This window comes from Microbacterium sp. Cr-K32, from assembly GCF_000708345.1.
In the GTDB taxonomy this organism is placed as follows: domain Bacteria; phylum Actinomycetota; class Actinomycetes; order Actinomycetales; family Microbacteriaceae; genus Microbacterium; species Microbacterium maritypicum_A.
Map to the genome: position 1 here is coordinate 210,615 of NZ_JARD01000022.1, position 18,776 is coordinate 229,390.

Below are 18,776 nucleotides of genomic sequence, written 5' to 3' on the forward strand. Positions count from 1 at the left end.
CGACCGATCATCTGCGTGTGCAGCAGTGGCCAGGCCGGGTCGAGGTCTCGGGCATGGGCGTCGCGACACGCGAGACAGGCGGACACACCGGGGACCACGAGTGGCCCGACGGTCACGCGGCCGGGGTCGAACGCGACCGGTAGGTGCGCGACGTCCTCGCGCAGGTAGCGGGCGAACTGCAGTGCCGCGGACACGCCGTTCACGAGCACGATGGCCACGCCGGGCCGGTGACCGATCTCCACGAGTTCGATGCCTTCGTCGGAGAGCGCCTCGCGCATCCGGTACTCGCTCCGGCCGTCGGCGATGCCGATGTTCTCGACCCAGGCAGGGCGTGCCGCATCGACATCGTCGAGGAGCACGTCGTCGAGACGCGCGAGGAGTGTGCGTGCCGCCTCCCGCGGAGCGCCGGCCGCGTGCGCGATCACGTCGAAGGAACCCCGCCGGAAACCGGAGCGCAACCGGCTGAGAAGCGGTTCCACCCAGGGGTCCTCCGCATCGATGCGCAGACCGCCGTCATCGCCGACCTGAAGGGTGTGCTCGTCGCGCCACAGCAGGGGAGAGCTCGGGTGCAGACGTGTGAGGAGCGGAGGGGTGAGCGGCATCTCTCCGATTGTGCAGAGGATGGCGGCATCGCGGGGCCGCAACCGGGCATCCGTGGACAACTCGCCGACGTTCGTCGAGCGGGGGAGGAGAGGTGCAGGCATCCGCGGACGCCCGCACCCTGCCTCAGACCGGTCGGTCGCCCTCCGGGGCCGCGTCGCCGTCGCCGTCCGCCTCATCCGTGGTTCCCGCTGCGGGCTCGTCGGCCGAGAAGTCGTCGCCGTCGAGCAGGCGGGCCAGTGCTTCATCGAACTCGTCGGCCACCGGCTGTTCGCCACGCTCAGCCGCCTGCAGCCGGGCGACGAGTCCGCTCGGGTCGTCGATGTCCTCGGCCGTCGGCATCAGGTCGGGGTAGTCCCACAGCGAGTCGCGTCCGCTGATGCCGACGGCGTCGGTCACCGCCTGCCACATCGCGGAGGCTTCGCGTATGCGTCGGGGGCGCAGCTTGAGCCCGACCAGTGCGCCGAGTGCGTCTTCCGCAGGGCCGCCGACGGCACGTCGGCGTCGAGCGGCTTCCGCGATGCGGGCACCGTCGGGCAGCCGCGAGGTCGCCTCGGCTGTCACCACGTCCACCCAGCCGTCGATCGTCGCGATGAGGTTCTCGAGTCGGGTGAGCGCCTCGCGCTGCGCCTCGCTCTGCACGGGGAGGAGAGCGCCGCCCTCGATCGCCGCGCGCAGTTCCTCGGGGTCGGAGGGGTCGAGGCGGCTGGCCACGTCTTCCAGCGCGTCCACATCGACGGTGACTCCGCGCGCGAAGTCCGTGATCTGCGCCATCACGTGCAGGTGGAGCCACTTCGCGTGCCGGTAGAGCCGCGCGTACGCGAGCTCGCGGGTGGCGAGGTAGAGCGCGATCTGGTCTTCGGGGATCTCGAGACCTTCGCCGAACGCGGTGAGGTTCTGCGGGATGACGGCCGCCGTCCCCGCGGGGAGCACGGGGATGCCGACATCGCCTCCGGAGACCACCTCGAGCGAGAGGTTGCCGAGCACCTGACCGAACTGCGCGGCGAACACCGAGCCGCCCAGGCCTCGCATCAGCTTGCCTGCCCCCTGGACGACGTCGCGCATCTCCTCCGGCACCTGCGTGTCCAGGGCGGAGGTCAGCGCGTCCGCGATGCTCGTCGACACCGGGTCGGCGATCTCCTTCCACACCGGCAGCGTCTTCTCGACCCACTCGCCGCGGGTCATCGCTGTCGGTGTCTCGGAGAGCTCCGAGATCGTCGTCGCCTCGCCGAGCCACAGATTCGCCAGCGCGAAGGAATCGGCGAGCGAGGTGCGTGAACCGTCGGTCACACCCTGCCCGTCGCGGTTGGCGATGAACAGGGCCTGGCGCAGCGCGTTCTCCCAGGGATCGCCACCGAAGGCGCCCTGCAGCTGCGACATGATCGTCTGCATCATCGCGGGATCGAGTGTGAAGCCGTCCATCCCCTCGAAGGCGCCCCGGAGCGCTTCGGGGTCGATGTCCCCGCCGCCCTGATTCGAGAGCATCTTCCGCAGGAATTCCTGGAAGTCCTCGGGTGTCGGGTCGTTGTCTGCCATGTCGCTCGCCCTCTCAGCACTTCTGTTGCCGTGGCCTCTACGCTAGTCACAGGTTTCTGCGCGCGAACCCGATGCGGGCAGATCGGTGTACGCCGCTCGCGAACGACGGAGGAATGCAGTGGATCGAACGCGGTCTGGGAAGCTCGGACTCGGAGTCTGGGCGCTGATCGTCGCGCTCATCGCCCTGGTCGTGCTGACGTTCCTGCCGTCGCCCTACGTGATCCAGCGGCCGGGCCCGGTGTACGACACCCTCGGCACTGCGGAGGGAGCGGACGGCGAGCAGGTTCCGCTGATCAGCGTCGAGGGCGCCGAGACCTTCGAGACCGCGGGCACTCTGGACCTCACGACGGTCCAGGTCGTCGGCAACCGCGAGCGCACACCGAGCTGGTTCGAGCTGGCACTGGCGTGGATGGACTCGTCCAAGGCGGTCGTCCCGCTCGACACGGTGTTCCCGCAGGGGGTGACGAGTGAGCAGCGCGACGAGCGCAACGCCACGCTGATGGTGGACTCGCAGCACGAGGCGACGGCCGCTGCGCTGAACGAGCTCGGATACGACACCGGTGCTCAGGTCGTCGTCGTCGACGCCGTCGCCGACTCCCCGGCCGCCGGCATCCTCGAAGCCGACGATGTGATCACCGCGATCGACGGCACGCCGGTCACCTCTGCGACGCAGCTGCGCGAGGCGATCCAGGCCGCCGAGGGAGCCCCCGTGCAGCTCACCGTGCTGCGCGCCGGAGCCGAGCAGACCGTCGAGATCACTCCGGAGAAGCACACCGAGGGCGACGCGACCCTGTGGCTCATCGGCATCACGCTCCGCACCGACTACGACTTCGAGATCGACGTCACGATCCAGCTCGACAACGTCGGCGGCCCCAGCGCCGGGATGATGTTCGCGCTGGGCATCATCGACACGCTGACCGAGGGCGAGCTCAACGGCGGGAAGGACGTGGCCGGTACCGGCACGATCGACGCGGCCGGCACCGTCGGGCCTATCGGCGGCATCCGGCAGAAGCTCTACGGTGCCAGGGACGCGGGTGCCGAGTACTTCCTCGCTCCCGAGGCCAATTGCGATGAGGTCGTCGGGCATGTGCCGGACGGGCTCCAGGTCATCCGCACCGCGACGCTCGACGAGTCTCTCGCCGCGCTCGAGGTCATCGCGGACGACGGAGACGTCGCCGCTCTTCCGACCTGCGAACGCGCCGGGAGCTGAGCGCACACGTGCGGCCGTGACCTCGCCGTGACCGGGATGACAGCCTGCCCACAGTGAGCGATGCCTAGGATGGTGGGGTGACCTCCTCGCCTTCAGCTCCGAACCCGGCCACGCCTCGAACCTCACGACGCATTCTCGGCATCTCCCTGGTGATCATCGCCGCCTTGATCGCGGTGTTCTTCGTGTTCGCCTCCCTGTACACCGAGTTCCTCTGGTTCGACCAGGTGGGCTTCACCGGCGTCCTCACGACGCAGTGGATCGCCACGGCGGTGATGTTCGTGGTCGGCTTCCTCGGGATGGCCGTTCCGCTGTTCGTCGTCATCCAACTCGCGTATCGCCTGCGTCCGGTGTACGTGCGACTCAGCTCGCAGCTGGATCGGTACCAGGAGGTCATCGAACCGCTGCGTCGCCTGGCGATGTGGGGCATGCCCATCTTCTTCGGACTGTTCGCCGGCTTCGCGGCCGCGGGGCAGTGGAAGACCGTCTGGCTCTGGGCCAATGGTGTGGCGACGTCCGACGTCGACCCGCAGTTCGGCATCGACACCGGCTTCTACATGTTCGCGATGCCGTTCTACACGATCCTGCTCGCCTTCATCTCGGCCGTTCTGCTGCTCTCGCTCCTGGTCACCGCCCTCGTGTCGTACCTGTACGGCTCGGTGCGCATCGGCCAGGGTGAGCTGCGCATCTCGAAGCCCGCACGCATCCAGCTCGCGGTCATCGCGGGCCTCTACCTGCTGGTGCAGGCGGCGAGCCTCTGGCTCGATCAGTACAAGACGCTCGTCGAGCCCGACGACCGCATCACGGGCGCGGCGTACACGGGCGTGAACGCGACGATCCCGGGTCTCGCTATCCTCGCGATCATCGCCGCCGTCGTCGCGATCCTCTTCTTCATCACCGCCGTCATCGGCCGCTGGCGCTTCCCGCTGGCCGCGACGGCGCTGCTCATCGTGGCGTCGCTCGTCGTCGGCGTGGGATACCCGTGGGTGGTCACCACCTTCCAGGTGAAGCCGAACCAGAACGCCTACCAGGCCGAGTACTACCAGCGGAACATCGACGGCACGAAGGAGGCGTACGGGGTCGCGGACCTCGAGACCACGCCCTTCGCCGCCAAGACCGACGCAGAGGCGGGGCAGCTGCGCGCCGACGCCGAGACCACCGCCTCGACGCGCATCATGGACCCGAAGGTCATCCCGCCGACGGTACGCCAGCTCGAGCAGTACCGCGGGTACTACCAGTTCCAGACGACGATGGACGTCGACCGGTACGAGATCGACGGGAAGATGCAGGACACCGTGGTTTCCGTGCGCGACCTCGACATGTCCGGACTCGGCGACGGCGACAACTGGAACAACCGCGTCGCGGTCTACACCCACGGCTACGGCCTCGTCGCAGCCGCCGGAAACCAGCGCACCACGGACGGCGAACCGGTGTTCCTCGAGCGCGGCATCCCCACCTCCGGGTTCCTGTCGGACCGCGAGAACTTCGAGCCGCGCGTGTACTTCGGCGAGAACTCGCCCGAGTACTCGATCGTCGGCGCCCCCGAGGGGTCGGAGCCTGCGGAGATCGACTACCCACGCGGCAAGGACGGCTCGAGCGAGACGAAGACCACGTTCGAGGGGAACGGTGGTCCGAAGATCGGTGACACGTTCACGAAGCTCCTCTACGCGCTGAAGTTCCAGTCCGAGCAGATCCTGTTCTCGAACCTGGTGAACGAGGACTCGCAGATCCTCTACGACCGCGATCCCAAGACGCGCGTCCAGAAGGTGGCGCCGTACCTCGAGCTCGACAGCGACCCGTACCCGAGCGTGGTGGACGGCCGCATCGTCTGGATCGTCGACGGCTACACCACGAGTCAGACGTACCCGTACTCGACGAGCGTGAGCCTGTCGGATGCGATCGCCGACTCCAACATCCCGTCGCCGACGCTCGCCATCGACGACATCAACTACATCCGCAACTCGGTCAAGGCGACGGTCGACGCCTACGACGGCTCCGTGACGCTCTACGCGTGGGACGACGAGGACCCGGTGCTGAAGACCTGGCAGAAGGTCTACCCGTCGACGGTGAAGCCGATCAGCGAGATGTCCGGCGAGCTCATGAGCCACGTGCGCTACCCGACCGACCTGTTCAAGGTGCAGCGTGACATCCTCGGGGTCTACCACGTCGACAAGGCCGGATCGTTCGCACAGCAGGACAACCGGTGGCAGACGCCGAACGACCCGCGCAGCGAATCGATGCTGCAGCCGCCGTATTACCTGACCATGCAGATGCCGGGGCAGGACACTCCGAGATTCTCGATGTTCTCGACGTTCATCCCGAACTCGCAGGGCGCGGGTGGAAGCCGTGACGTGCTGATGGGCTACCTCGCGGTCGATTCGGACGCCGGCTCGGAGAAGGGCAAGAAGGCAGAGGGTTACGGCCAGCTGCGCATGCTCGAGATCGACACCGACACGACCGTCCCCGGCCCCGGTCAGGTGCAGAACACCTACAACTCGGACACGTCCGTGGTGCCTCAGCTCAACCTGCTGCAGCAGGGGGAGTCCGAGGTCATCTACGGCAACCTGCTGACACTGCCCGTCGGTGGCGGTCTGCTCTACGTGCAGCCCGTGTACGTGCAGTCGTCCGAGGGGACGCAGCTGCCTCGACTGCAGAAGGTGCTGGTCGCCTTCGGTGACCGCGTGGCTTTCGAGAACACGCTCACCGAAGCCCTCGATACCCTCTTCGGCGGTGACTCCGGTGCAACCGGCGGCGATGACACGGTCGAACCCGATCCGGACGCTCAAGTGCCCGATACCGGCGAGGTGCCGACGACGGAGCCCACGCAGCCCACGGGGGCCGAGGCGGAGGCGCTCGCGGCTGCGCAGTCTGCCTTGGTCGACCGTGAGACGGCACTGAAGGCGGGAGACCTCGCGAAGTTCGCCGAGGCGGACGAGCGTCTCACCGCAGCGGTGCAGAAGCTGATCGAGCTCGACTCCGCCGCAGGCAACTGATTCGAGACATCCGCATCGAATGGGCGTCCCTCCGGGGGCGCCCATTCGCGTCTCTCCGGTGGCCCTTCCTCGGTCAGGCGGGCCGAAGTGCGGCGGAGGCGGCGTCGATGGCCTCGACGTCGAGGGAGAAGTACGCCCAACGTCCACGCTGCTCGCGCCTGACGAGTCCCGCGTCGGAGAGGAGCTTCATGTGGTGGGAAACGGTGCCCTGAGAGAGCCCGACGGGCTCCGTGAGATCGCAGATGCACGCCTCCCCGCCGTCACCGGCGGCGATGAGGGAGAGCAGACGCACGCGGGTCGGATCTCCCAGCGCCTTGAACACGCGCGCCACCCTCTCGGCTTCCTCGGTGCTGATGGTCGAGGTGATGCGCGGTACGCAGCAGGAGGTGCCGGCGTCGATCGTGGCAGGGATGGTCATAGGGCCATGCTACCCACGTATTGACAAACATCGATAGATCACGCACTGTGGTCATATCGAAGTTCATCAATGTAAGGAACGTGATGTCCGAGCTTCCCGTCGTCGTCATCGGCGCAGGCCCCCAGGGGCTGGCCGTCGCCGCACACCTCACCGAGCGCGGGTGCGATGTGATCGTGTTGGAACGTGGGTCGGGCCCCGCCACCGCGGTCTCCGAGTGGGGGCACGTGCGCTTGTTCTCCCGCTGGCCCGAGCTGACCGATGCGGCCTCCCGTCGCCTGCTGGAACCCTCGGGATGGACCGCTCCGACGGACGGGTATCCGACCGGCGCGGAGTGGATCGTGCGGTATCTCGCGCCCCTCGCTGAGGTGCTGGGGGAGCGGGTCCGCTACTCGACGACGGTCACCGGCGTCGCGCGCAAGGGGCGGGACCGTGTGGTCGAGAGCGGTCGCGCAGGACAGCCCTTCGTCGTTCATGCGATCGGCTCGGATGGCGAAGAACTCCGGATCGGTGCACGTGCCGTCGTCGATGCGAGCGGTACCTGGGGGCGCCCCAATCCGGCCGGAGCCGAGGGGCTCCCCGCGATCGGCGAGACAGGCTTCGCCTCGCATATCTCCTACCGGATTCCGGATGATGTCACGGCCCAGGCCGGGCGGCACGTGGTCGTCATCGGGTCCGGGCACTCGGCCACGCACACCGTGCTGCGTCTGACCGCGTTGGCGCGACGACACCCCGGTACACGGGTCTCGTGGCTGATGCGCCGGGGAAAGGCGGCGTCCCGCCTGCTCGGTGGCGCAACGGGCGATGCGCTTCCCGAGCGCGCGGCGTTGGGCGCGCGGGCTCGAAAAGTCATCGAGTCCGGTCTCGTCGATGTCATCCAGGGGTTCCGCGTCGCGGAGTTCCGCGCGGACGAAGAGGGTCTCACGATCATTGCGGACAGCGGAGGTGCGGTGAGGGGCGTCTCGCACGTGTTCGCCTTGACGGGATTCCGTCCCGACCTCGGCATGCTCTCGGAGGTGCGTGTGGCATGGGACCCCACTCTGGAGGCGGTGGCCGGCATCGCCGCGGACATCGACCCGAACCTCCACTCCTGCGGGTCGGTCGGGGCGACAGGGGCGGCCGAGCTCACCCAGCCGGAAGACGATTTCTACATCATCGGCGCGAAGAGCTACGGGCGTGCGCCCACATTCCTGGCGCTCACGGGATTCGAGCAGGCACGCAGCGTCGCCGCACAGCTCGCGGGCGACCTGATCGCCGCGCGGAGCACGCAGCTCACCCTGCCTGCGACGGGTGTCTGCGGGGGATCGGGTGACTTCGATGGCGAAGGCGGCAGCTGCTGTGGGAATCCCCTCGTCCAGGTCGGCACGGTTCGGGCGAGAATGGAGTTGATTCCGGCAACCGCCGATCACGCCGCAGAGAATTCCGACAGCACGCCCGCGAGGAGCATCCGATGACCGACGTACCCGTCAAGCCCTCCGTCCTCTTCGTCTGCGTGCACAACGCCGGCCGCTCGCAGATGGCCGCGGGTTTCCTGCGTGACATCGCGGGGGATCGGATCGACGTGCGCTCTGCCGGTTCCCTGCCCGCGGATCAGATCAACCCGGTCGCGGTGGAAGCCATGGCCGAGCTCGGTGTCGACATCACGGCGGAATCGCCCAAGGTGCTGACCACCGAAGCCGTGCAGGCCTCCGATGTCGTGATCACGATGGGCTGTGGCGATGCCTGCCCGTTCTTCCCGGGAAAGCGCTACGAGGACTGGGAACTCGACGATCCTGCCGGACAGGGGATCGACGCCGTGCGACCGATCAGGGACGACATCCGCGCCCGGATCGAACGTCTGGTGGCCGACCTGATCTGAGCCGGGTGCGACGCACTCGATCGAGTCCGATCGAGTGCGTCGCACCCGAAGCAAAGCGAAAGGCCCCCTGACCTGGATTTCTCCGAGTCAGGGGGCCTTTCATTTGTTGCGGGGACAGGATTTGAACCTGCGACCTCCGGGTTATGAGCCCGGCGAGCTACCGAACTGCTCCACCCCGCGGCACAAGAAGAAACTTATCACGGATTCCGGAGTCGGTCGAATCGAGAGGGCATCGGGACGACGTCCCGGGCGTGTCGATGCGAGAGGATGGAGTCATGTCCGAGATCGCAGCCGTCCCCGTCGCCGTGTGCCAGTTCGCGCCCACCGCATCCCGAGCCGACAACCGCGAGCGGATCGCGGAATTGACGGCCGATGCCGCCGCGCGTGGTGCGAAGCTGGTCGTGTTCCCGGAGTACTCGAGCTACTTCGTCGATCCTCTGGACGAGAGCCTCGCGGTGAACGCTGAGGACCTCGATGGGGAGTTCGTCGCGACCTTGGCCGCTCTGGCCGCCGAGTACGCCGTCGTGATCGTCGCCGGTCTCGCGGAGCGGGCCGCGGACGGTGAGCGGGTGCGGAACTCCGTCGTGGCGGTGCGCGGCGACGGCATACTCGCCGTGTACCGCAAGCAGCATCTGTACGACGCATTCGGGCAGCGGGAGTCCGACTGGGTCGAACCGGGTGAGCTGGGCCCAGCGGCCACCTTCGACCTCGGCGGTCTGCGCTTCGGACTCATGACCTGCTACGACCTCCGCTTCCCCGAGGTGGCCCGTTCGCTCGTCGATGCGCAGACCGACGCCCTCGTCGTGCCGGCGGAGTGGGTCAGAGGACCGCTCAAGGAGCATCACTGGACCACGCTGCTCGCCGCCCGTGCGATCGAGAACACCGTCTATGTGATCGCCGCGGACCACCCGACTCCGATCGGCGTTGGACATTCGCAGGTCATCGATCCGCAGGGCGTGATCCTCGCCGGTGTGGGCACTGCTCCCGGGATCGCGGTCGCCGTGGTGGAGGGGGAGACGATCGCGCGCGTGCGGGCGACCAACCCGTCGCTGCGGGTGCGGCGCTACGCGGTCGTGCCGCATGACACCGTCCCCGGCGGAGCGGTCGCCCCCGGGGCCCCCTCCTGATCCGCGGTCAGGCGGAGAAGCCTGCGAGACGCGCAGCCGCCTCTTCGAGCACGTCGACGCGCTTGCAGGCCGCGAAGCGCACCAGGCCCGAGTACTCGCCCCGGTGCGCCTCGGAGACGAAGGCCGTGAGCGGGATCGCGACGACGCCCGCGCGTTCCGGCAGAGCGCGGCAGAACGCTGCGGCGTCCGCGCCGCCCAGTGCGGTCGCATCGGCGACGGTGAAGTAGCCGCCCTGCGGGGCGTGCACGGTGAATCCGGCCTCCCTCAACCCGGCTCCGAGGATCTCGTGCTTTCGCGCGAGTGCGGCGGCCGCATCCGCGAAGTACGCGTCGTCCATCCGCAGCCCCACAGCGATGGCAGGCTGGAAGGGGGAGCCGTTCACATACGTGAGGTACTGCTTCACCGTCAGCACGGCCGTGATGAGCGCGGCCGGCCCGTGCACCCAGCCGATCTTCCATCCCGTCGTGGAGAAGGTCTTGCCGGCGGACGAGATGGTCAGTGTGCGCTCGGCCGCTCCGGGGAGGGTCGCGATCGGCGTGTGCGGCGCATGGAAGGCCAGGTGCTCGTACACCTCGTCGGTGACGATGATCGCGTCGTGCCTCTCCGCCAGACGCACCACCTCGCTGAGAACCTCGCGCCCGAACACCGCGCCCGTGGGGTTGTGCGGGTCGTTGACCAGGATGATCCTGGTGCGGTCGGTCACCGCTGCCGCGAGTCGGTCGAGGTCGGGCTGGAAGTCCGGGGCCCGCAGCGGGACGGTGCGAAGGCGCGCCCCCGCGAGAGCCACGGCCGCGGCGTAGGAGTCGTAGTACGGCTCGAACACGACCACCTCGTCGTCCGGGCCGTCGATCAGCGCCAGCAGTGTCGCGGTCAGCGCTTCCGTCGCCCCGGCCGTCACGATCACCTCGCGTGTGGGATCGACGGTCAACCCGTAGAAGCGACGCTGATGAGCGCTGATGGCGTCGAGGAGATCCGAGGTTCCGCGACCGGGAGGATATTGGTTCGCTCCATCTGCGATGGCCTGTCGCGCCGCCTCCAGCACCGCTGCGGGACCGTCTTCGTCGGGGAAACCCTGACCGAGATTGATCGCTCCGGTTCGGGCCGCTGCTGCCGACATCTCTGCGAAGATGGTGGGCGCGACGGTTCCGTCCGCAGCGAGCAGACCTGCACCCGCCGCTGTACGACGCCATGCGCCGGGAATGACACTCATGAAGAACAGGCTAAGGCCATAGCTGAAACTCATCTTCGGCATAAGGAACGCACAGATACAGGCGTCATTCTGAAATGGTCGTCGAAGGAGCACACACCATGAACGAAGACAACCCCCAGGACCAGTCGGCACCCGCGTCGAACGACGCCGTGCCGTCCACCGAGGCCGCAGAGGTCGCCGCTCAGTCGGCGACGGATGCCGCCGCTGACAACGTCACACCGGCGCCCGCCACGCCGGCGTCGGCCGCGCCGGCACCCGTCACACCGGCGTCGGCCGCGCCGGCACCCGCTGCGCCGGTGCACGGGCATGAGATGCCGTCGACGTTCGCCTCGCAGGCCCCGGCCGCACCGGTGATCGCACCGGTCCCGCAGGGCTACGCGGCACCCGCCGCCACCGCGCCGGCAACCGCCACCGCGCAGGGCGCGGCGTTCGGCATCCCCACCGCATCGTCGTACACCCAGCCGACGCAGCCGCTCGACGGCGGTGCCGGCCTTCCGGGCGAGGGGACGAAGACCAAGGAGCAGAAGCCTCGTAGCGGCGCGAAGTTCGCCGCTTTCATCGTCGCGGCCGCTCTGGTCGGCGGGGTCGCCGGTTTCGGCGGAGGCGCTCTGCTGAACGGGCTCCAGGACCAGCCTTCCTCGGGCACGGCGACCGGGCCGCAGACGGTGACCGTGAACAACCCCGGTTCCGTCAACGAGACCACGGCTGTCGCGACCGCCGCACTCCCGTCCGTCGTCACCATCGAGGTGGCGGGCTCCGACCAGGCAGGCAGCGGATCCGGTGTCATCATCCGCGATGACGGCTACGTGCTCACCAACACGCACGTCGTGACGCTGGGCGGCGCTGTCGCGGATCCGACGATCCGGGTGACCACGTCCGATGGACGCATCTTCGAGGCGACCGTGGTCGGCACCGACCCGATCTACGATCTGGCCGTGATCAAGCTGAAGGACGCCAAGGGGCTCACCCCGATCGACTTCGCCGATTCCTCGAAGCTCAACGTCGGCGACACCGCGGTGGCGCTCGGAGCCCCGCTCGGGCTCGCGAACTCGGTCACGACGGGCATCGTGAGCGCGCTGAACCGGAGCATCCAGATCGCTTCCTCCGCTCTGCCCGACTCGTCCTCCGAGGACGCTCCGAACCAGCAGCAGACGCCCGATCAGGGACAGGGCCAAGGGCCGTTCCAGTTCGACATCCCGGGCAGCGGCACGCCGCAGACCTCGGACTCCATCTCGATCGCCGTGATCCAGACGGATGCCGCGATCAACCACGGGAACTCCGGTGGTGCGCTCGTGAACAGCAAGGGCGAGCTGATCGGTATCAACGTGGCGATCGCGAGCTCGGGAAGCTCCGAGGAGTCGGGCTCGATCGGCATCGGCTTCGCCATCCCGTCGAACATCGCCAAGCGGGTCTCCGACGAGATCATCGCCGACGGTGCGGCGACGCACGGCCTTCTCGGTGCCTCGGTCCAGGACGCGTCGAGCGTGCAGGGTGCCACCGTCTCCGGCGCGTACATCGCCAAGGCGACGGACGGCGGCGCTGCGGCTGCGGCCGGCATCCAGGAGGGCGACGTCGTCACCACGTTCAACGGAGTCCCGATCACCAGCGCGAGCGATCTGACCGCTCAGGTGCGTGCGGCGGCGGCCGGCAGCGATGCCAAGGTCACCTACGTGCGCGGCGGCAAGCAGTACGACGTCGAGGTGAAGCTCGGCGAACTCGCCGGCTGAAGCCCACCGCGCGCCGAGAAGGACGCCACCCCGCGATAGGCTCGCGGGGTGGCGTCCTTCTCTTTCGGCACCGGCAATGCGGCCAAGCTCCTGCGGATCCCGCTGTATGCCGTCGGACGCATCGGCACGGTCCTCCTTCCGCGCGGTCGGCGCTGGGTCTTCGGCTGCGGAGCCGGGGTGGGCGACGGCGCCCTCGCACTGCAGCGCTTCGCATCGGCGGCCGGCCACGACACGATATGGCTCACCTCGTCGGAGCGCGAGGACCGGGATGCGGCGGCGCTCGGCATCCGGTCCGCGCGCAAGGGCGGGCTTCGCGGCTGGTGGCACACAGCGCGGGCCGGGGTGCTCGTCGTGACGCACGGGCTCGGCGATGTGAACCGCTACGCGAACGGCGGTGCCTTCGTGGTGCAGCTCTGGCATGGGATTCCCCTGAAGCGCATCGGCCTGGACTCGCCCGCGACCACACAGGTTCCGAACGTTCCCGGCGCAGCGCTGCTCCGCCGTGCCGTGCGCATCCTCTACCGCGCGGCGGCCCAGCGCATCCGAGTGCTCCCCGCGGCTTCGCACCGGGCGAGAGGGCGTCTGGAGTCCGCCTTCGGACTCGGGGGCGACCGCGTGGTGGTGACCGGAGAACCCCGAGTCGACGTGCTCTCGCGTGGTGCGGTCGACGAGGTGCGGTCGGCGGCATCCACTCTTCTCCGTGCAGTGGCGGGAGAGATCCCCCAGACGGCGCGCTCCATCCTGTATGCGCCCACCTGGCGTGACGGTGCCCCCGACCCCGCGGTTCCCACGGCCGACGAGTGGATCCGCATCCTCCGGCTCCTCGAAGAACGTGACGCCGTCCTTTTCGTACGCTCGCATCCTCTCGGCGAAGGCGGGTATGCGCCGCCACTTCCGAGCAGGCGGGTGCGCGCGCTCGGGGCCCCAGTGCTGTCGGACGTGACACCGGCGCTCGCGGCATTCGACGTGCTCGTGACCGACTACTCGTCACTCGCGTACGACGTCGGCCTCCTGCGCATGCCGGTGCTCTTCCTGGCTCCCGATGCGGAGGAATACGCCACCGCCCGTGGTTTCTACGGTCGGTTCGATGACGTCGCAGGCCCGGATGCCGCCGCTGACTGGACGGAGCTGCTCGCGCAGCTCGACGCCCTCCTCGCAGACGATGCCGTCCGCGACGCGGCATCCGTCCGTTCCGCTACGCTCAGCGCGGAGATGCACGCGTATCGGGACGGACGCAACACCGAACGCGTCTATCAGGTCATCCGCGCACGGGGGATTCCCGCGCCGAAGGGAGCAGTATGACAACGGCCCGCATCGATGACGCGGCGGAGGCCCTGATCATCGAAGGGACCGGTCAGCGACCGGAGACGGCCGACCTGCGCGGACCGCGGGCGCACGTCGAGGCTCGTATCAGCGGAGGCGGCGCGACCTGGAAGGCGACGTTCCCGCTGCAGGCATCGCGTTGGGGCGGGCCCTCGCTCCCGCTGCCGACCGGCTCCTACGAACTGCGGATCGCCGGCGCCGACCTCGACGGCGTGCGCATCGCTCCGGTGGTGCTCACCGGGGTGCGCATCGCCGTCGAGGCCGGTGTCGTGCGCATCGCCGCGCCGATCGATCCGGTGTACGAGACGGCGGAAGGACGATCCACCCTCGAGGAGAGGTACGTCGCACAGGCGGGAGGCACGGAGAACGCCGTGTTCTTCGAGAGCTTCTACGGACGCAGCGTCGGCTGCAACCCTCGGGCCATCGACCGGGAACTGGCGGCGCGAGCCCCCCAGGTGCGACGGTATTGGAGTGTGGTCGACCTCTCCGTCGAGGTGCCGGAGGGCGCGATCGCGGTCGTCGAGGGCAGCCCGCAGTGGTGGCACGCACGCGGAGCCGCTCGACTGCTCGTGGTGAACGACTGGCTGCGACGGCGCTTCGCTCGCAAGCCCGGCCAGAAGGTGCTCCAGACCTGGCATGGCACACCCCTCAAGCGGCTCGCGCTGCACCGTCCCGGTTTCGATCCGCGCCGGATGGCGGCGGTCGTGAAGGAATCCCGGCGCTGGGACGTCCTGCTGGCGCAGAACCCGTATTCCGAGCGCATCCTCCGGAAGGCGTACGCCTTCTTCGGGCGACCGATCTGGGTGGAGGGATACCCCAGGAACGATGCGCTCACGACGGGTGATCCCGTCGCGGTCCGTGCAGCGCTCGGCATCGGCCCCGACGAGCGGGTGCTGCTCTACGCGCCGACCTGGCGTGACGATCGCGCCGAGATGGTCGACTTCGTCGACGCGGAGCTTCTGGCACGCCAGGCGAACGCCGTGGTCCTCGTTCGCGGTCACTCCCGCACTCTGGAACAGGGGCGGGATCTCGCCGGTGCACGGGTCATCGATGTGACCGGCTACCCGGAGACGGCGCGGCTGCTGCTCGCCGCGGATGCGCTGATCACCGACTACTCCTCGGTCATGTTCGACTTCAGCGTCACCGGCAAGCCGATGTACTTCCTGGTGCCCGACATCGATCACTATCGCGGACAGCTGCGCGGTTTCTACTTCGATCTCGCGGAGAGGGCGCCCGGTCCGCTCGTGCGGACGCAGGAGGAGCTCACCGCTGCCCTCGACGACGAGCGCCATGAGGCGACGTATGCGGATCGCTATGCCGCCTGGCGTCAGCAGTTCAACGCTCGCGACGACGGTCATGCCGCGCGGCGCGTGGTCGACCGCATCCTGGACCTCGGGTTCGTCACGGCCTGAGCGCGGCGGGGCGCGAGCACGCTCGCGTGGAACACCTCCGGCGAGAGATCTCGTCAGCGGGGGTGTCAGCTCGACGGTTTCCGTGCGAGGGGGTCAGGGCAGCGGGGTGTTGCGGGTGCCGAGACGCGAGGCGTCCACGGTGTCGTGGGCTCCCCGGAGCACGCCGCCGAGGAAGCCCAGACCCCAGGAGATGTGCATCGTCGGCAGGACGAGGAGCGTCCACATCCGCTGTCGCACGCCCCCTCCGCCGGGAGCCAGCGCGACGCCGAGGATGAGCAGCAGGTAGAGGGCGAGCGGTCCGTACACGAGAAGGGAGGCGACCATCGAGGCCACCCCGGTGAGCACGCCGGTCACCTGCAGGACCCCGACGAGGACGGCGAGGGCGACGACCACGACAAGCGCGGGCGGGGCGAAGTATCGAAGCCCGTTGCTCCGTCCGAACCGCCGAACGAGCTCGCCCCGCCAGGCTCCGGTGGCACGGAACTGTCGGGCCAGACGCAGCCAGCTCTCCCGTGGCCAGTAGGTGACGGACAGGTCGGGGTCGAACCAGACCCGATGACCTGCCTGGCGGATCCGGAGGTTGAGCTCCCAGTCCTCGCCGCGTCGAATCGTCTCGTCGAACAACCCGACCTCGTCGAGCACGTCACGCCGCATCACGCCGAGGTAGGCCGACTCCGCCTCGCCTTCCTGGGAGCTCCCGTGATATGCGCCACCACCGAGCCCGACCGGCGAGTTGTACAGACGCGCCACGGCCTTCTGGAAGGGGGTGCGTCCTTCGGCATGCATCACGCCGCCGACGTTCGCGGAGTCGGTGCGTTCCAGGGTCTTCAGCGCCCGAGCGGCGTACCCGGGGGAGAGCTCGGAGTGCGCGTCCACGCGCACGATCGTGTCGTAGCGGCTTGCGCGGATCGCGGCGTTCAGGCCGACGGGGATGTGCGCCGCAGGATTGTCGACCAGCCGGATGCGGTCGTCCGCGTCGGCGAGCCGTCGCGCGAGCTCGGTGGTGCCGTCCGTCGACGGCCCCAGCGCGAGCACGAGTTCGGTGGGAGCGTCGACATCCTGTGCGAGCACCGACGCGATCGCGTGTTCGAGGTATGCACGCTCGTTGAGCACCGGCATCACGAAGGACACCCCGGGCCGGGGAGTGGGGAATTCGTCTGCGGGCACATGACGATCATGGCACGGCGTCGACGGACGTTGCCTGAGGGTGTGGGAGGGGCAGACCTCGGGTACGTGGCTGGGGCTCAGCCGGAGGAAGCGACGCGGACGAACTATTCTGGAGGGATGGGTGCACTGTCTGACGCGAAGAAGGCATATCGTCTGCTGAAGCGGGCGCTCGCGTCTCGCACCGCTGTGCAGCGTGTGCGGCGGCGTCTCGCCGAGCGCGAACCGCTTCCGGCCGATCATTTCAAGGTCGCGGTCTACTTCGCCGACGGCGCGGTGAACATGTACCAGATGCGCCAGTGGTACCGCCCGCTCGCCGAGCTCTCGAAGCGCTGGCCCGTCGTCGTGCTCTCCCGCCAGGCGACCGGGACCGAGAAGCTGCTCGAGGAGGATTCGCCGCCCGTGGCTTTCGTGCCGAAGGTGCGCGACATGGAACGCTTCATCGCGACCCAGGACATCCGCCTGGTGCTCTACGTGAACCAGAACACTCGGAACTTCCAGATGTTCCGCTACGGGCGGCGTTGGCACGTGTTCATCAACCACGGCGAGTCCGACAAGATGTACATGACGACGAACCAGTACAAGGCCTATGACTACGCGTTCGTCGCCGGACAGGCCGCCCGTGATCGTCTCTCGCGCACGCTGTGGGACTACGACGTCGACCGCCGCACGATCGAGATCGGTCGCCCGCAGGCCGATCATTACGCCGGCACCCTTCCGTACGCTCCCGATGAGCGCACCGTGGTGCTCTACGCGCCGACGTGGGAGGGAGACCGACCCAGCGCGCACTACGGTTCGATCGCATCGCACGGCGAGGTTCTCGTGTCTCGCCTGCTCGCGACCGGCGCCCACCGTGTCATCTACCGTCCCCACCCTCGCAGCGGGGTCGTCGACGAGGAGTACGGAGCCGCGCACCGACGGATCGTGGCTGCGATCCATGCGGCGAACGCGGCGGACCCGAACGCACACCACATCTACGATGCAGCTCCGGAACTCGGTTGGCAGCTGACGGCGGCTGACGTCGCGATCGTCGACATCTCCGCGATGGTGTACGACCGGCTTGCGGCGGGGAAGCCGCTGATGATCACGCGTCCGACCGACGAGCAGGCATCGATCGACACGCAGGGCTACCTGGCGGACTGCGAATGGTTGACCGCCGAGGCGGCGGCCGACATCGTGGCCGAGGTCGACCGCGTCCGCGCGGATGAGGCTGCGATCGCCCGGTTGCGGATGTGGGTCCAGCACTATTTCGGTGACACGACGCACGGGGTGGCCACCGCGAAGTTCCATGCGGCTGTCGACGGCCTCATGCAGGAGTGGGAGCGCTGGCAGGCTCACGAGGTCGGGACCGTTCGAACCGACGAGGACGACGACGACGACGAGGAAGCCGACGAGGACTCCTGATCATGGAGCTCCCCCTCGCGCGTGCGATCGCCGCTCGTCTCGATCTGGTGGGTGCCACCGGCTCCACGAACGCCGATCTGCGCGCGCACGCGTCCGATGCCGACGCGTGGCCGCACCTGGCCGTTCTGGTCACGCACGACCAGACGGCCGGACGTGGCCGCCTCGACCGCACCTGGACGGCACCCGCGGGCGCGGCCATCGCCGTCTCGGTCCTGCTTCGGGCGCTTCCCGCCGATCCTGCCGCGCGCGGGTGGATTCCGCTCGCCGCAGGGGTGGCCATGGCGGAGGCGATCGCTGAGCAGCTTCCGACGCACGACGTCGCCGTGAAGTGGCCGAACGATGTCCTCGTGGATGGACGCAAGATCTGCGGCATCCTCGCGGAAGCGACGACGGACGCCGTCGTTCTCGGCGCCGGCGTGAACACCGCCATGACGGCCGAGCAGCTTCCCGTGCCGTCGGCCACGTCGTTCGCCGCACTCGGCGCCGTCGCGGAAGACGATCTCCTGCTCTCCAGCTACCTCGAGAGACTCGACGGCCTGCTCTCCGCGCTGACCGTCACGGAGAACGCGGTCGTGAGCGGTCTGCACGGCGCCGTGTCGGCGCGGTGCGCGACTCTCGGGCAGACGGTGCGGGTATCGCTGCCGGCTGGACGCTCTCTCGAAGGAGTGGCGACGGCGATCGACCCGGACGGTCGTCTTCTCGTCGAATCCGAAGGTCTCGAGCACGCGATCTCTGCGGGGGATGTCGTGCACGTGCGCCCGGCCGGAAGCTGACACGCCGCCGCACAGACGGCTTTGTCG

14 protein-coding genes and 1 tRNA gene are annotated in these 18,776 nt (G+C 68.7%); 10 read left to right on the forward strand and 5 right to left on the reverse strand.

The window, feature by feature from the left end; translation table 11 throughout:
* Positions 1-726: 726 nt before the first annotated feature.
* Positions 727-2,136: a zinc-dependent metalloprotease gene (locus GZ64_RS0111845; protein ID WP_021199639.1), complete on the reverse strand. Its 1,410-nt coding sequence runs from the start codon at positions 2,134-2,136 to the stop codon at positions 727-729.
* A 118-nt stretch (positions 2,137-2,254) separates the two neighbouring features.
* Here GZ64_RS0111845 and GZ64_RS0111850 point away from each other — a divergent pair, with 118 nt between their 5' ends.
* Complete coding sequence (locus tag GZ64_RS0111850) at positions 2,255-3,346, forward strand: YlbL family protein (RefSeq protein WP_021199640.1); 1,092 nt, start codon at positions 2,255-2,257, stop codon at positions 3,344-3,346.
* Between the two features lie 77 nt (positions 3,347-3,423).
* Positions 3,424-6,336: a UPF0182 family membrane protein gene (locus GZ64_RS0111855; protein ID WP_029266758.1), complete on the forward strand. Its 2,913-nt coding sequence runs from the start codon at positions 3,424-3,426 to the stop codon at positions 6,334-6,336.
* A gap of 73 nt (positions 6,337-6,409) precedes the next feature.
* Here GZ64_RS0111855 and GZ64_RS0111860 read toward each other — a convergent pair whose 3' ends face one another.
* Positions 6,410-6,754 (reverse strand): ArsR/SmtB family transcription factor, encoded by a 345-nt coding sequence (locus GZ64_RS0111860; RefSeq protein WP_029260314.1) that lies wholly within the window; start codon positions 6,752-6,754, stop codon positions 6,410-6,412.
* Positions 6,755-6,837: 83 nt separating this feature from the next.
* Here GZ64_RS0111860 and GZ64_RS0111865 point away from each other — a divergent pair, with 83 nt between their 5' ends.
* The gene (locus GZ64_RS0111865; protein WP_081859739.1) at positions 6,838-8,205 is read left to right on the forward strand and encodes an FAD-dependent oxidoreductase; all 1,368 of its coding nucleotides are present in this window, start codon (positions 6,838-6,840) and stop codon (positions 8,203-8,205) included.
* Complete coding sequence (locus tag GZ64_RS0111870; protein ID WP_021200357.1) at positions 8,202-8,609, forward strand: arsenate reductase ArsC; 408 nt, start codon at positions 8,202-8,204, stop codon at positions 8,607-8,609. Before GZ64_RS0111865 ends, GZ64_RS0111870 begins: the two co-directional genes overlap by 4 nt.
* Before the next feature lie 106 nt (positions 8,610-8,715).
* On the opposite strand, the gene GZ64_RS0111875 is transcribed toward GZ64_RS0111870, so the two are convergent.
* Positions 8,716-8,789 (reverse strand) — tRNA-Met (locus GZ64_RS0111875).
* Positions 8,790-8,884: 95 nt separating this feature from the next.
* Between GZ64_RS0111875 and GZ64_RS0111880 the strand changes: the two genes are divergently transcribed.
* Positions 8,885-9,736, forward strand: coding sequence for a carbon-nitrogen hydrolase family protein (locus GZ64_RS0111880; RefSeq protein ID WP_136023679.1), 852 nt, complete (start codon positions 8,885-8,887; stop codon positions 9,734-9,736).
* Positions 9,737-9,743: 7 nt separating this feature from the next.
* Here GZ64_RS0111880 and GZ64_RS0111885 read toward each other — a convergent pair whose 3' ends face one another.
* Positions 9,744-10,946 carry an aminotransferase class I/II-fold pyridoxal phosphate-dependent enzyme gene (locus tag GZ64_RS0111885; RefSeq protein ID WP_029266763.1) on the reverse strand — a complete coding sequence of 401 codons (1,203 nt, stop codon included), beginning with the start codon at positions 10,944-10,946 and terminating at the stop codon, positions 9,744-9,746.
* Between the two features lie 98 nt (positions 10,947-11,044).
* On the opposite strand from GZ64_RS0111885, the gene GZ64_RS0111890 reads away from it, so the two are divergent.
* Genes GZ64_RS0111890 through GZ64_RS0111900 form a run of 3 tightly spaced genes read left to right on the forward strand, consistent with a single transcriptional unit; the run spans position 11,045 to position 15,408 of the window.
* Positions 11,045-12,673, forward strand: a complete 1,629-nt coding sequence (locus GZ64_RS0111890) for a S1C family serine protease (protein ID WP_029266764.1) — start codon at positions 11,045-11,047, stop codon at positions 12,671-12,673.
* Between the two features lie 48 nt (positions 12,674-12,721).
* Complete coding sequence (locus tag GZ64_RS0111895; RefSeq protein WP_029266765.1) at positions 12,722-13,975, forward strand: CDP-glycerol glycerophosphotransferase family protein; 1,254 nt, start codon at positions 12,722-12,724, stop codon at positions 13,973-13,975.
* Positions 13,972-15,408: a CDP-glycerol glycerophosphotransferase family protein gene (locus GZ64_RS0111900; protein ID WP_029266770.1), complete on the forward strand. Its 1,437-nt coding sequence runs from the start codon at positions 13,972-13,974 to the stop codon at positions 15,406-15,408. The genes GZ64_RS0111895 and GZ64_RS0111900 overlap by 4 nt, the downstream gene beginning before the upstream one ends.
* Positions 15,409-15,501: 93 nt before the next feature.
* Here GZ64_RS0111900 and GZ64_RS0111905 read toward each other — a convergent pair whose 3' ends face one another.
* The gene (locus GZ64_RS0111905) at positions 15,502-16,575 is read right to left on the reverse strand and encodes a glycosyltransferase family 2 protein (RefSeq protein WP_029266771.1); all 1,074 of its coding nucleotides are present in this window, start codon (positions 16,573-16,575) and stop codon (positions 15,502-15,504) included.
* A 117-nt stretch (positions 16,576-16,692) separates the two neighbouring features.
* On the opposite strand from GZ64_RS0111905, the gene GZ64_RS0111910 reads away from it, so the two are divergent.
* Both GZ64_RS0111910 and GZ64_RS0111915 read left to right on the forward strand, forming a co-directional pair.
* On the forward strand, positions 16,693-17,976 hold the full coding sequence (locus tag GZ64_RS0111910) for a CDP-glycerol glycerophosphotransferase family protein (RefSeq protein ID WP_029266772.1): 1,284 nt from the start codon (positions 16,693-16,695) through the stop codon (positions 17,974-17,976).
* Between the two features lie 2 nt (positions 17,977-17,978).
* Positions 17,979-18,749 carry a biotin--[acetyl-CoA-carboxylase] ligase gene (locus GZ64_RS0111915; protein WP_029258300.1) on the forward strand — a complete coding sequence of 257 codons (771 nt, stop codon included), beginning with the start codon at positions 17,979-17,981 and terminating at the stop codon, positions 18,747-18,749.
* Positions 18,750-18,776 lie beyond the last annotated feature (27 nt).